The organism is Pseudomonas sp. P4_C3 (assembly GCF_056402075.1).
Genome location: NZ_JBFUIC010000139.1, coordinates 1 through 11,957 on the forward strand (window position 1 = coordinate 1; position 11,957 = coordinate 11,957).

At 56.2% G+C, this 11,957-nt stretch carries 12 protein-coding genes and 1 pseudogene; 7 read left to right on the forward strand and 6 right to left on the reverse strand.

The features are described 5' to 3' along the window. Positions 1 to 487: SDR family oxidoreductase (locus tag AC1DVH_RS19710; protein ID WP_477755217.1), on the forward strand; the 487-nt coding region annotated here is incomplete at its 5' end. Between the two features lie 77 nt (positions 488 to 564). On the opposite strand, the gene AC1DVH_RS19715 is transcribed toward AC1DVH_RS19710, so the two are convergent. Then, positions 565 to 1,320, reverse strand: a complete 756-nt coding sequence (locus AC1DVH_RS19715) for an SDR family NAD(P)-dependent oxidoreductase (protein ID WP_477755218.1) — start codon at positions 1,318 to 1,320, stop codon at positions 565 to 567. 12 nt (positions 1,321 to 1,332) lie between these two features. Further along, positions 1,333 to 2,100 carry an SDR family NAD(P)-dependent oxidoreductase gene (locus AC1DVH_RS19720; RefSeq protein ID WP_477755219.1) on the reverse strand — a complete coding sequence of 256 codons (768 nt, stop codon included), beginning with the start codon at positions 2,098 to 2,100 and terminating at the stop codon, positions 1,333 to 1,335. Between the two features lie 357 nt (positions 2,101 to 2,457). On the opposite strand from AC1DVH_RS19720, the gene AC1DVH_RS19725 reads away from it, so the two are divergent. Both AC1DVH_RS19725 and AC1DVH_RS19730 read left to right on the forward strand, forming a co-directional pair. Further along, positions 2,458 to 3,165: a TetR/AcrR family transcriptional regulator gene (locus AC1DVH_RS19725; RefSeq protein WP_108217575.1), complete on the forward strand. Its 708-nt coding sequence runs from the start codon at positions 2,458 to 2,460 to the stop codon at positions 3,163 to 3,165. Next, the gene (locus AC1DVH_RS19730) at positions 3,155 to 3,940 is read left to right on the forward strand and encodes a pyrroline-5-carboxylate reductase family protein (RefSeq protein ID WP_477755220.1); all 786 of its coding nucleotides are present in this window, start codon (positions 3,155 to 3,157) and stop codon (positions 3,938 to 3,940) included. The genes AC1DVH_RS19725 and AC1DVH_RS19730 overlap by 11 nt, the downstream gene beginning before the upstream one ends. Before the next feature lie 40 nt (positions 3,941 to 3,980). Here the strand turns inward: AC1DVH_RS19730 and AC1DVH_RS19735 are convergent, their stop codons facing one another. The 3 genes from AC1DVH_RS19735 to AC1DVH_RS19745 are packed head-to-tail and all read right to left on the reverse strand — an operon-like array spanning position 3,981 to position 7,645. Next, a complete protein-coding gene (locus AC1DVH_RS19735; protein ID WP_477755221.1) occupies positions 3,981 to 4,364 on the reverse strand; it encodes a VOC family protein in 384 nt (127 codons plus the stop codon). Positions 4,365 to 4,424: 60 nt separating this feature from the next. Continuing rightward, complete coding sequence (locus AC1DVH_RS19740; protein ID WP_477755222.1) at positions 4,425 to 5,549, reverse strand: S-(hydroxymethyl)glutathione dehydrogenase/class III alcohol dehydrogenase; 1,125 nt, start codon at positions 5,547 to 5,549, stop codon at positions 4,425 to 4,427. A gap of 59 nt (positions 5,550 to 5,608) precedes the next feature. Then, positions 5,609 to 7,645 (reverse strand): oxidoreductase, encoded by a 2,037-nt coding sequence (locus AC1DVH_RS19745; protein WP_477755223.1) that lies wholly within the window; start codon positions 7,643 to 7,645, stop codon positions 5,609 to 5,611. 193 nt (positions 7,646 to 7,838) lie between these two features. Between AC1DVH_RS19745 and AC1DVH_RS19750 the strand changes: the two genes are divergently transcribed. The 4 genes from AC1DVH_RS19750 (at position 7,839) to AC1DVH_RS19765 (ending at position 11,707) form a co-directional block, all read left to right on the forward strand. Then, complete coding sequence (locus AC1DVH_RS19750; RefSeq protein WP_477755224.1) at positions 7,839 to 8,588, forward strand: electron transfer flavoprotein subunit beta/FixA family protein; 750 nt, start codon at positions 7,839 to 7,841, stop codon at positions 8,586 to 8,588. Then, complete coding sequence (locus AC1DVH_RS19755; protein WP_477755225.1) at positions 8,588 to 9,523, forward strand: electron transfer flavoprotein subunit alpha/FixB family protein; 936 nt, start codon at positions 8,588 to 8,590, stop codon at positions 9,521 to 9,523. The genes AC1DVH_RS19750 and AC1DVH_RS19755 overlap by 1 nt, the downstream gene beginning before the upstream one ends. Before the next feature lie 57 nt (positions 9,524 to 9,580). Further along, positions 9,581 to 10,480 carry a glycine betaine ABC transporter substrate-binding protein gene (locus AC1DVH_RS19760; protein ID WP_477755226.1) on the forward strand — a complete coding sequence of 300 codons (900 nt, stop codon included), beginning with the start codon at positions 9,581 to 9,583 and terminating at the stop codon, positions 10,478 to 10,480. A 237-nt stretch (positions 10,481 to 10,717) separates the two neighbouring features. Further along, the gene (locus AC1DVH_RS19765; protein WP_477755227.1) at positions 10,718 to 11,707 is read left to right on the forward strand and encodes an isopenicillin N synthase family dioxygenase; all 990 of its coding nucleotides are present in this window, start codon (positions 10,718 to 10,720) and stop codon (positions 11,705 to 11,707) included. Positions 11,708 to 11,815: 108 nt separating this feature from the next. Here AC1DVH_RS19765 and AC1DVH_RS19770 read toward each other — a convergent pair. Further along, a pseudogene (locus tag AC1DVH_RS19770) lies at positions 11,816 to 11,957 on the reverse strand (MFS transporter); the annotation flags it as partial.

The window sequence follows — 11,957 nt, forward strand, 5'->3', positions numbered from 1 at the left end:
GGGTCATCCCGAGCCTTTTGCCGATCTGGCGGACATGAGTGTCGATAGCTGGAATCTTTCAATTGCTCGGAATCTGACAACCGCCTTTCTGTTGACCCGTGGAATTTTGCCGGGGATGCGCAACAGACACTACGGCCGAATCGTCAATGTCAGCTCCACGACTGGCACTCGGGCAGGTCATCCAGGAGAGGCGGCTTATGCTGCGGCCAAAGCTGGGATGGTAGGTATGAACATGAGCCTGGCCCTTGAGGTCGCGCGCTATGGAATCACTGTGAACTCGGTTGCGCCGGGCTGGATCGCCACAGGGTCAAGCACTCCAGAGGAAGAGAATGCAGCGAAGTATGTCCCGGTTGGCAGGGCAGGTCGCCCGGAGGAAGTGGCTGCTGCCGTTACGTTCCTGGCGTCACCTGAGTCCAGTTACATTACCGGCGAGTTGCTGGTGATCGACGGTGGCAACTGCTTGATAGAGAACAAAGCGCCCAAGTAATCAATGCGTGCCCGCCGCGAAATTTTGCAGCGGAGGAGAGTAAGTGACTCCCTCCGTCGCAAGTCAGGCTGATTCGATCAAAACGGCAGTGGCAGTTTCGCTGTGCGCCCCCCATCCACCACGAGCACCTGCCCGGTAATGAAGGCCGATGACTCCGAGGCGAGGAAAACGACCGTCCCGCCGACATCCGCCGGCAACCCGGTACGTCCGACCGGGTGAAGACGCAGAAGTGCCTGGCCCGCCGCACGCGGATCAGYTTGAGCGGCGAGGTACGCATCACTCAACTCGGAATTGATCCACCCTGGAGCAATGGCATTGCAGCGGATGCCGTCCCGRCCGAGATCGACTGCCAAGGCTCGGGTCAGCCCATGGATACCGGCCTTGGAGGCACAGTACGCGGCATGTTCAGGGTTGGCGCCTATCCCTTCGATCGACCCGATGTTGATGATGCTGCCACCGCCTCGCTGACGCATCTGGGGCACCAACGCCTTGCACAAGAACGCTGGCGCCCGCAGATTGACAGCCATCATGCGATCCCAGTCCTGTTCGGTCATATCATCAATGGATTTCTCGAACATGAACCCTGCATTATTCACCAGGACATCGACTCCGCCGAGCTGCTCCCGGGCTATTTGCGCGATCAAACCGGGGGACTCCATCGAAGCGAGATCAGCCTCGACGAAATAGACTTGAGGGTGATTTTGCAAGTCGGCATCCAGTGCCTGGCGCTGAGCGATCAACACAGAAGCTCCCGCCTCAAGCAATTGTTCGGTGATGCCTCGGCCAATCCCTCTGCCGCCCCCGGTCACCACTACATTTTTACCTTTAAGCATCGCTACCTCTCCTTAGCCGGATACCGGCTTGGCGCCTGTGACTTCGACCGTTTCACCGGCGATGTACCTGGCCTCGTCGGACGCCAGAAATGCGATGACATCCGCAATGTCTTCAGGCTCGGCGATACGGCCTAATGGCACGCTCTTGTTCAACTCTTGCACGGCCTTGTCCGGATCCAGGCCGCGACGCTCAAAGCCGCTGCGTATCATCGGGGTATTGATTTCGTGCGGGCACACGGCGTTGACACGAATGCCCAAAGGGGCGCAATCGCGGCCCAGATTCTTGGTTAAAGCCGCGACGGCCCCTTTGCTTGTGCAATACGCCACGTGGGCGGGGCCTGGATAAATGCCCCAGACAGATGATGTGTTGACGATCGCGGCGCCGGGGCGATTTTTCATGTGCGGTATCGCGGCACGGCAGATGAAGAACACCGCATTCAGGTTTACGCCCATGGCGTCGAACCACATGTCGTCAGTGGTTTCCTCAATCGTGCCGCGGGGAATGATGCCCGCATTGTTCAGTACGATATCGATCCCCGAAAAAGTGTCGACGGCAGATTGGACAATCGCTTCGCAATATTCTTTTCGGCGCAGGTCGCCTGCCACGTAGTGCACTTCGGCGCCTAAGTCACGGACTTTGGCGGAAATTGATTTGCAACCGGTTTCGTCAAGATCAGACAAAACAAGCTTTGCACCTTCTCGGGCGAACAATAACGCTAACGCCTGTCCGACACCGCCGGCAGCGCCGGTAATGACCACCACTTTATTATTGAATTTCATCGGGCAACCTACCTGGTAAGTTTTTGGCGCAGCCATTATTCAATTTCAATGGATCGCAGCGTCCAGCAACTTTTTTACTGGGCCAAAGATAACCAGGCGTTATCAAAAATTACTGACTCGAGAATAGAATCGCGCCCAAGACAGCCCAACAGAAGTTTGTTTTCTTTGTGCGCCGCGCTTCATGTCTCTGGATGGGAATCTCCAATGATCCCAATGCGGCTAGCGCGCATTCCTGTGAAACGTGTGGAAAAGCAGGCATGCCTCAGATTGCGAAGTCAATAAAATGTACTTAGGTGTACATTCAGGGAGGCATCAGGGTACATTCGCGTTACGCATTTTTTGTAGAAGGTAAGCGCGATGTCCCAGTTAGGGAAGGCACGTGGTAAGGCCCAGGATGCAGGTTGGCGCGGCTCCCCGGAGGGTTGGCTCGAAGCTGCCTATGAAGCCTTGAAGGAGTCGGGCATCGATGCCGTTCGGGTCATGCCGCTGGCCAAGCGCCTGGGCTTGTCACGAACCAGCTTCTACTGGTTTTTTGAGGATCGTGAACAGTTGCTCGCCGCCTTGCTTTCACGCTGGCGGGAGACCAATACGGGGGGCTTGATCCGGCAAAGCGAAAGCTATGCGGAAAGCATCTCCGAGGCGATCCTGAATGTGTTCGAGTGCTGGCTCAACCCGCAACTGTTCGACTCGCAATTCGAGTTCGCAGTGCGCAGCTGGGCGCTTCAGTCAGCTGAAGTTGCTCAAGAGGTCGCTACCGTAGACGAGCAGCGCATGAATGCCCTGGCGAGCATGTTCAAGCGCTTCGGCTATGACAGCCAGGGCGCTGATGCGCGAGCCAGAACGATTTATTTGACCCAGATCGGCTACATCACCATGAACACGACTGAGTTGATCACTGTGCGCTTCCAACGCATTCCTCATTACGTGAGCATCTTCACCGGGAAAGTACCCAAGCAGCGTGAGCTGGATCGTTTTTACGGGAAATTCGGCTACGCCGAAAAAGAGCCCGGGGTTTTCGTGCCCTTGACCGATACCTTCGAGGAGACGTCTGCAGATGCTCAATGAGAAGCTAGGCATTATTGGAGGAACGGGGTGGTTGGGCGCAGCGATCGCCAAGGCAGTGCTGGCAAAGGCATTGGTGCCGACGGGCAATCTGATCATTTCCAACCGTTCGGGCAGCCATCCATTGGCACAGCAAGGCGCTTGCCTGGTGGCAGATAACCAGGACCTGGTGGATCGCAGCGACGTAGTCATCATCGCGGTTCGCCCCGAGCATTTCGCCAGCCTGAACATCAACGCGACGGGCAAAACAGTCATTTCACTGATGGCCGGGATTACAGCGCAGGCGATTGCTGCGCAGACCTCGGCTTCGGCGGTCGTGCGGGCGATGCCCAACGCGGCGGTAGAAATCGGGCAGTCTTTTACACCTTGGTATTGCTTCGCAGAGGTAGAGGCCGCGACGAAGGATCTCGTGCAGCATCTTTTCGAATGTGTGGGCACCGCTGCTGAGGTTCAGCAAGAGGATTTCATCGATTACCTCTCGGCACTCTCGGGTACCGGCCCGGCCTTTCCTGCGTTATTGATGACGGCGCTGGCCAATCAGGCGATGGTTGCCGGCATACCCACTGATATTGCGCAGCTCGCCGCTAAAAATGTCGTGGTAAATAGCAGCCAGCTATTGGCCAGCCACGATGCTCAACAGATGATCGATGCCTTGGTTGCCTACCGCGGAGTGACGGCTGCGGCTTTGCAAACGATGACGCAAGGTCATTTCGAAGAACAAATTGGCAGGGCGTTGCAAGCCGGTGCTGCCGTTGCCCGCAGAGGGCTTGAAGCCTGATAAACCGAAGCCCCTTCACAGAGGCTCCGGTAAGTGTCGTTTACTCTGCCTTGAAGCAGTAAACGGCCAGCTTGTTACCGTCCAGATCCCGAGCGTAGGCAGCATAAGCATTTTCAGCCCAGCCACGTGAGCCTGGCAGGCCTTCGCAAACGCCACCGTTTGCCAATGCAGCTGTATGGAAGGCATGGATTGCAGCGCGGTTCGGTGCTTCGAAACTGACGGTGACACCGTTGCCGACGGTGGCCGGATTTCCGTTAGCCGGTTTGAGTACGAAGAACGAAGGCTTATCGATGCCCCAGATAGATCCGGTCTCGTCGAGATCGGCAACGCGGTTCAGGCCAATCTCCTTCAAAACAACATCATAGAATGCGCGTGCTTTTTGCAGATCTTTGGTGCCGACGGTTACATGAGTAAAAACAGACATCTTTGTTTCCTTTCTGTTGGTGGTGATTGGACTGTCGACGGATCGGAGACCCATCGGATATCAGAAATGAATGACGGTGCGAATGCTTTGCCCGGTGTGCATCAACTCAAATGCCTCGTTGATCGCTTCCAGGGGCATGTTGTGGGTGATGAAGGTTTCCAGCGGGATTTCCCCGCGGCCGGCCTTCTCCACATAACCGGGAAGCTCCGTGCGGCCTTTTACGCCGCCGAAAGCGCTGCCACGCCATACGCGACCAGTGACGAGCTGGAAGGGGCGAGTGCTGATTTCCTGGCCTGCGCCGGCAACACCGATGATGATCGACTCGCCCCAACCCTTGTGACAGCACTCCAGTGCCGCTCGCATCAACTGCACATTGCCGACGCACTCGAACGAGTAATCGACGCCGCCGTCGGTGAGTTCGACGATGACGTCCTGGATAGGCTCGTCATAGTCCTTGGGGTTGATGAAGTCCGTCGCGCCCAATGACAAGGCAACATCGCGCTTGGCTGGATTGATATCGATGGCGATGATGCGACCGGCGTTGGCCATTTTTGCGCCGATGATCGCGGCGAGACCGATACCGCCCAGCCCAAAAATCGCGACGCTAGCGCCAGCCTCCACCTTGGCGGTGTTGAGTACGGCGCCAATGCCTGTAGTCACCCCGCAGCCGAGCAGGCAAACCTGATCCAGCGGAGCCTCCTTTGGAATCTTCGCCAGGGAAATTTCAGGCAGCACGGTGTATTCGGAAAAAGTCGAGCAACCCATGTAGTGGAACAGTGGCTTGCCTTCATAGGAAAAACGAGAGGTGCCGTCGGGCATCAGGCCTTTGCCCTGGGTCGCCCTGACGGCCTGGCAGAGGTTGGTCTTCCCAGAGAGGCAGAATTTGCATTGCCGGCATTCCGCGGTATAGAGCGGAATCACGTGGTCGCCGACTTGCAGCGAGGTCACGCCTTCGCCGATGGACTCGACCACACCTGCGCCTTCATGCCCCAGCACCGTGGGGAAAATACCTTCGGGATCGCTGCCCGAAAGGGTGAAGGCGTCGGTGTGACAAACGCCGGTCGCAATGATGCGAACCCGGACTTCACCGGCCTTGGGTGGCGCAACATCGATGGTGACCAACCGCAACGGTTCATTGGGCGCGAATGCGACCGCAGCCCTTGATTTCAAGGTCTGTGCTGACATGGAAGAGCCTCGTGTCGAATATGAAAAATTGCCCCTGATCCAGGATCAGGGGCATGACTTCAGATGTCCTTGACCAGCCGCAGCGCATCGTAGATGGCCGCGTGGGTATTGCGCGCCGACACCGCGTCGCCGATCCTGAATAGCTGGAAACGGCCGTCAGGGTTGGTCACGATGTTCTGGGTTTTCCCGGCGATCAGGTTGTGCTGTTCGACCGCGCCGTTGTTGCTCGAATGCGGGCGCAGCTCGAAGTACAGATCGTCCAGGGGCAGGGTGCCGTGGTTGATCACCACCTGATCGACTACGCGCTGTTTGTGCACCTGACCGTAATCGCTGCCGAAATGGGCAACCAGTTGGCCGTCGCGCTTCTCTACGGAATCGACCCGATACGTGACGGTAAAGGTGACGTTCAGGTCCTGGAGGCTACGCATGTAAGGCACCAGGTTCATCGCCATCACCTCCGGCGAAAACGACCGGTCAGGCGTGACGATCTCCAGTTTTGCACCGCTGTTGGCGATGACCTCCGCTGCTTGTAGCGCCGCATGGTCGCCCGCGTCGTCAAAGATCAGCACGTTCTGGCCGGGCTTGACGTCGCCGGAAATGATGTCCCAGGTCGACACCACCAAATCGTTGCCCTGTTTGAGCACCTCGGTATGGGGCAAGCCACCCGTGGCAACGATCACCACATCCGGCTCTTCAGCCAGCACCGTCTCGGCCTCGGCCCAGGTGTTGAAGTGGAACTTCACTCCGAGGCGTTCGCATTGCACCATGCGCCAGTCGATGATGCCGATCATCTCGCGGCGACGCTCGCTCAGAGCAGTCAATCGAATCTGCCCGCCGGGCTGGTCGGCGACTTCGAACACAGTGACGTCGTGGCCACGTTCACCGGCGACCCGCGCTGCCTCCAGACCCGCGGGGCCGGTCCCGATCACCACCACCTTGCGCTTGGTCGGCGCCTTGGGAATTTCGTGGGGCATGGTGGTTTCACGCCCGGTTGCGGCGTTGTGGATGCAATACGCGGCACCGCCCTGATAAATACGGTCCAGGCAATAGTTGGCCCCTACGCAGGGGCGAATTTCTTCTTCGCGCTTTTCGATGATCTTGCGCACGATGTGCGGATCGGTCATGTGCGCGCGGGTCATGCCGATCATGTCTACCTTGCCGGAGGCAATGGCGTGTCGGGCGGTTGCGACGTCGGGAATCTTGGCTGCGTGGAACGTCGGGAAACCCGTCGCCGCACGGATCTCGCCGGCAAAATCCAGGTGCGGAGAGTTGCGCATGCCCTGGATCGGAATCACATCGGTCAGGCCGGCATCGGTATCAATGTGCCCGCGAACGACGTTGAGGAAGTCGACCAGGCCGCTGTCCTTGAGCATGTGAGAAATCTGCATGCCGTCCTTCGCACCGAAGCCACCGGGCAGGTCTTCATCGCCGGTGTAGCGGACCCCGAGCAGGAAGTCTTCGCCGCAGCGTTGGCGGATACCGCGCAGGACGTCAAAGGTGAAGCGCAGCCGGTTTTCCAGCGAGCCGCCGTACGGGCCGTCGAGGTCGTTGGTCAATGGCGACCAGAACTGATCCATGAGGTGACCGTAAGCCTGCAACTCCAGACCATCGAGGCCCGCTGCCTTCATGCGTTCGGCGGCATCCACGTAGTCCTTGATGATTCGATCGATGTCCCAGTCTTCCATCTTTTTCGGAAAGGCCCGGTGAGACGCTTCACGGCGATGAGAAGGCGATACGACCGGCAGCCAGTCAGCCTTGTCCCAGCGCGTGCGCCTTCCCAGGTGGGTCAACTGAATCATCACCGCCGCGCCGTGTTCGTGGCATTCGTCGGTCAGATCCTTCATCCATTTGACCACCTCATCCTTATACGCCAGCACGTTGTTGAACACCGGCGGGCTATCGCGGGAAACAGCGGCGGAGCCTGCGGTCATGGTCAGCGCCACGCCGGCCTTCGCGCGTTCAACGTGATAAGCCCGGTACAGATCCTTCGGCATGCCGTCGACAGGATACGCGGGCTCATGGGAGGTGGTCATGATCCGGTTTTTGAGAGTCAGGTGCTTGATCTTATAGGGCTGCAGCAGGGGATCGCTGGACATGGTGTTGCGCTCCGGGAACAGAACATCGGGCTTGGTTTGACATAACGGTATGTCGAATGTTCATGTGTGTCAATGATTGAGACACAGGTGTACATTTTTCTTGCGCGGTGGAAAAACCAGGATTAACATCCATTCGAAACAGGGGTGATCGGGCCGGTCATCCCAGGCACCGATCCATGAATGCGAGGGGACTATGAAAGTGCTCGTTGCGGTAAAGCGCGCCATCGACCCGAATGTAAAAGTTCGGGTGAAAGCTGATGGTTCAGACGTTGAGCTCAATGGCGTAAAGATGGCCTTGAACCCTTTCTGCGAGATCGCAGTGGAAGAGGCGATTCGCCTTAAGGAGAAGGGCTTGGCGTCAGAGGTGCTGGTGGTCTGCGTAGGCACCTCTGCTGCGCAGGAGCAACTGCGCACGGCGTTGGCACTCGGCGCGGATCGGGCAGTCCTGGTCGAAACAGGCGCGCTGCTCGAGCCGCTCAACGTGGCCAAATACCTGAGCAAAGTGATCGATAACGAGAAGCCGCAACTGATCCTTTTTGGCAAACAGGCGATCGACCAGGAGAACAACCAGGTTGGGCAAATGGTTGCGCAGTTGATAGGCAGTGGTCAGGCCACCTACGCGTCAGCCATCAACTATGTCGATGAGCAATGGGTCGTCGAGCGCGAGGTCGATGGCGGTAGTCAGACTGTGGCTCTTTCAGCGCCAGCGGTTGTCACCTGCGATCTGCGCCTGAACGAACCACGTTATGCCTCGTTGCCGAACATCATGAAAGCCAAGAAGAAACCGCTTGAGGTGATTGCCGCTGACACCTTGGGCGCGAGCGTGAAGGCGCACGCTCGATTGTTAGGGGTGGCACCACCTCCGGTGCGCAAAGCAGGTATCAAAGTCGGTTCGGTATCTGAACTGGTGGAAAAACTGAGAAACGTTTCGGGGGTGATTTGATGCGCACGTTGGTTATCGCCGAGCATTCGGCCGGTCAACTTACCGCCGGTACCTTGAGTGCCATTACCGCCGCCATGGAGCTGGGTGCTGAAACGGATTTGCTTGTGATCGGTGGGCCAGAGGCGTCAGCCGTTGCGGAACAAGCCGCGCTTACCAAGGGCCTGCATCGGGTGCTGCTCGCGCAGGATGCGATGTTCGAAAAGACGTTGGCTGAACATATCCAACCACTGATTACGTCACTGGTAGCTAACGGTTATACCCACGTACTCGCCGATGCGAGCAGCATGGGCCGTAATGTGCTGCCGCGGGTAGCGGCCAGCCTGGATGTCGGCATGCTTTCGGATGTCACAAAGGTTGAGTCGGCAGACACTTTCCAACGACCTGTTTATGCCGGCAATGCGATCGCCACCGTTCAGTCACTTGATCCGATCAAGTTGCTCACCCTCCGTGCCTCGGCTTTTGCCCAAGCCTCCTCACATCAGAATCCCTGCGATGTCGTGGCGGTTAATGGAGGGCAAAGCGCAGGCAACATTCGCTTTGTAAGCGACCAGTTGACCGTTAGCGAAAGGCCAGACCTGTCGAGCGCTCGCGTCGTCGTTTCCGGCGGTCGTGGAATGCAGAGCAAAGAAAATTTTGCGTTGATCGAGCGTGTCGCAGACAAGCTCGGTGGTGCCGTAGGTGCATCGCGCGCCGCAGTGGATTCCGGTTTTGCTCCCAACGATCTGCAGGTCGGGCAGACGGGCAAGATCGTGGCGCCGGATCTGTATATCGCCGCTGGCATCAGCGGCGCCATTCAACACTTGGCGGGTATGAGTGGCTCAAAGGTCATCGTCGCGATCAACCAGGACGCTGAGGCGCCGATCGCACACGTTGCAGATTACATGCTGGTTGCGGATTTGTTTGAGGCATTGCCGGCGCTCGAAAAAGCATTGTGAGTGAGCTGATCATTCCATTACAGAACGATATGAGAAATACAGTACGCGGAGATGCACATGATTACGTTATCCAGTAAAACTTGTATCGGCTGGCTTGCAGGTTTGGTTATGGCATCCTGCAGCCTGATTGCTCAAGCCGAGGAACCCGCGCCTATCCGTATCGGTTGGGTGAATTGGTCGGATACGGAAATCGCTGTAAAGCTGGCAGACACGGCACTGCGAGACCACCTGAAGCAACCGGTTAAATTGGTGCTGGCCGATATCGGTATTCAGTTCCAGGCGCTGGCTAACGGTAATATCGACCTGATTCCGATGGTTTGGCTGCCGAGCACTCACAAGTCCTTTTATGACAAATACCGCGACAAGCTCGAAGACTTGGGTGTGCTGTATGAAGGTCGGATTGGCATGGCGGTGCCTACTTCCATTCCTGCCAGTGAAGTCGCCAGTGTCGAAGACCTTAACAAACCAGAGGTAAGGGAAAAGCTCGGCGGCAAGATCCTGACTTCCGAAGTGGGTAATGGTCAGTACAAACTTACGGAAAAGGCCATCAAAGAATATCGTCTCGATGGCTATAAGATGGTCGCTTCTTCAGAATCCGGAATGTTGAGCGAGTTGGACCGTAATCTGAAGCGTGACAAGTGGTCTTTGATCAACGCATGGAGCCCGCATTGGATGTTCTCCAAGTGGTCACTGCGTTATCTGGATGATCCGAAGCAAATTTTCGGTGGCGCTGAGCAAATCCACGCGGTTGCACGCAAAGGCTTTAGCGCGGAGCACCCCGATGTTGCCCGATTCTTCGCCAACTTCAAAATTCCTAAAGCTGACCTTGAGAAATTGATGGCTACTGCGCGTGATAGTTCGGCAGACCAGGTGGTTGCAGAATACTACGCAGCCAACAAGCCCCGCTTTGCAGCCATGTTTGACGGCACAACCGCTGCAACAACGGCGGGCCAGTAACGACTTCCGCTTTCCTGTAACTATTTTGCGGTTTGGTGTCCTTGACAGTGAGTGAAGGGGGCGGTTGCATCGAATGGGTGAAATATGTCGGTGACAACGCTAGGTATAAAGTTGGATGGGGAAACTCGTGCCCTGTTGTCTTTTGAATCTGAATAGTGTTGCGCAGTGAGGTTGAAGAGGGCTTCGCCGTCTTTCTGAATCCGCTGCCTAAATTTAATTTTTAGAAGGAGATCCTTCGTGACAGCGTTATCTGATATTCGCTTGGCTAGCAAGCAAACAGATTTTACTGAAATTCCAATCATTGATGTGTCGCCACTTACCAGCGGTAATAATCCACTGCAGGTGGCAAGCCAAATAGGTGATGCCTGCGAAAAAGTGGGTTTTTTCTATATTAAAAATCATGGCGTTGAGCAGCAGTTGATAGATGATATGTACGCGCTTTCCAAGGAGTTTTTTAAACTTCCATATGAGGAGAAAAACGAACTTAATGTCGTAAACTCCGGGCTGACGCTACGCGGCTATATACCGATGTATGCGGAAAACGTAGACCCTGCTAACACCCGCGACTTTAAAGAGTGCTTTGATTACGGAGCTCATTACGATGAGGTTTCTCCATTTTTTGGCCCTAATCAAATGCCTTCCGCACTGCCACAATTCGAGACGGTTGCCGACGCTTATCATTGCGCTGTATTGGCGCTCGCGAGAACGCTCATCGGCGGGATCGCGCTGAGTTTAGGTTTGCCACAAGATTACTTTGAACGTCTTCAGCGTAAGCCCATCACTATTCAGCGAATTTTGCGTTACCCGCCCCAGATTGGTAGGGTTTCCCAAGAGGAGATTGGTATTGGGGCTCACACGGACTACGGTTTCTTGACTGTCCTGTCCCAAGATGCAGTTGGCGGTTTGCAAGTCAGGAATCGTGCAGGGGAGTGGGTTACCGCACCACCGGTTGAAGGCACGTTCATCGTCAATATTGGTGACTTAGTTCAAACCCTAACCAATGATCGCTACACATCGACAATGCATCGCGTCATAAATACTAGCGGCCTGGAACGTTATTCCATACCGTTCTTTATTGATTTGGATTTCGATGCGGTTGTTGAGCCGGTGTCAACCTGCGTGAGTGAGACTTTGCCTGCGAAGTATGAAGCGTACACGTGTGGCAAACACAAATTTAAGCGATTTGTTGATAGCTATGCGCACCTGAAAGAAATCGAGAAGGCATGATCGTTCTTCTGGCTACGCAGATGCTAATTGGAAGTCAAAGTCGCCAGCCTGCGAACGAATGCCCCACCGGAACCACAAGAAACGCCTTGGCGTGTCTTGTGGTTTTTTTCAAGCGATGTCTACCGATGTAACAGGCTCCCGCGAGATTGCGCGTGCAGCCAGGAAGGCAAGAACAGCCGCCACTCCCAGCAACGCGGCGCTCAACTCGAGGGTCGCTCGATAGCCGCTCGAGTCAAACGCGATGCCGGTG

What these genes read in the sequence shown, in the direction of transcription:
- AC1DVH_RS19725 (WP_108217575.1), top strand. Translation starts at nt 2,458, where the DNA reads ATGTCCCAGTTAGGGAAGGCACGTGGTAAGGCCCAGGATGCAGGTTGG.
- AC1DVH_RS19735 (WP_477755221.1), bottom strand. Translation starts at nt 4,364, where the DNA reads ATGTCTGTTTTTACTCATGTAACCGTCGGCACCAAAGATCTGCAAAAA.
- AC1DVH_RS19755 (WP_477755225.1), top strand. Translation starts at nt 8,588, where the DNA reads ATGCGCACGTTGGTTATCGCCGAGCATTCGGCCGGTCAACTTACCGCC.
- AC1DVH_RS19750 (WP_477755224.1), top strand. Translation starts at nt 7,839, where the DNA reads ATGAAAGTGCTCGTTGCGGTAAAGCGCGCCATCGACCCGAATGTAAAA.
- AC1DVH_RS19720 (WP_477755219.1), bottom strand. Translation starts at nt 2,100, where the DNA reads ATGAAATTCAATAATAAAGTGGTGGTCATTACCGGCGCTGCCGGCGGT.
- AC1DVH_RS19740 (WP_477755222.1), bottom strand. Translation starts at nt 5,549, where the DNA reads ATGTCAGCACAGACCTTGAAATCAAGGGCTGCGGTCGCATTCGCGCCC.
- AC1DVH_RS19745 (WP_477755223.1), bottom strand. Translation starts at nt 7,645, where the DNA reads ATGTCCAGCGATCCCCTGCTGCAGCCCTATAAGATCAAGCACCTGACT.
- AC1DVH_RS19760 (WP_477755226.1), top strand. Translation starts at nt 9,581, where the DNA reads ATGATTACGTTATCCAGTAAAACTTGTATCGGCTGGCTTGCAGGTTTG.
- AC1DVH_RS19730 (WP_477755220.1), top strand. Translation starts at nt 3,155, where the DNA reads ATGCTCAATGAGAAGCTAGGCATTATTGGAGGAACGGGGTGGTTGGGC.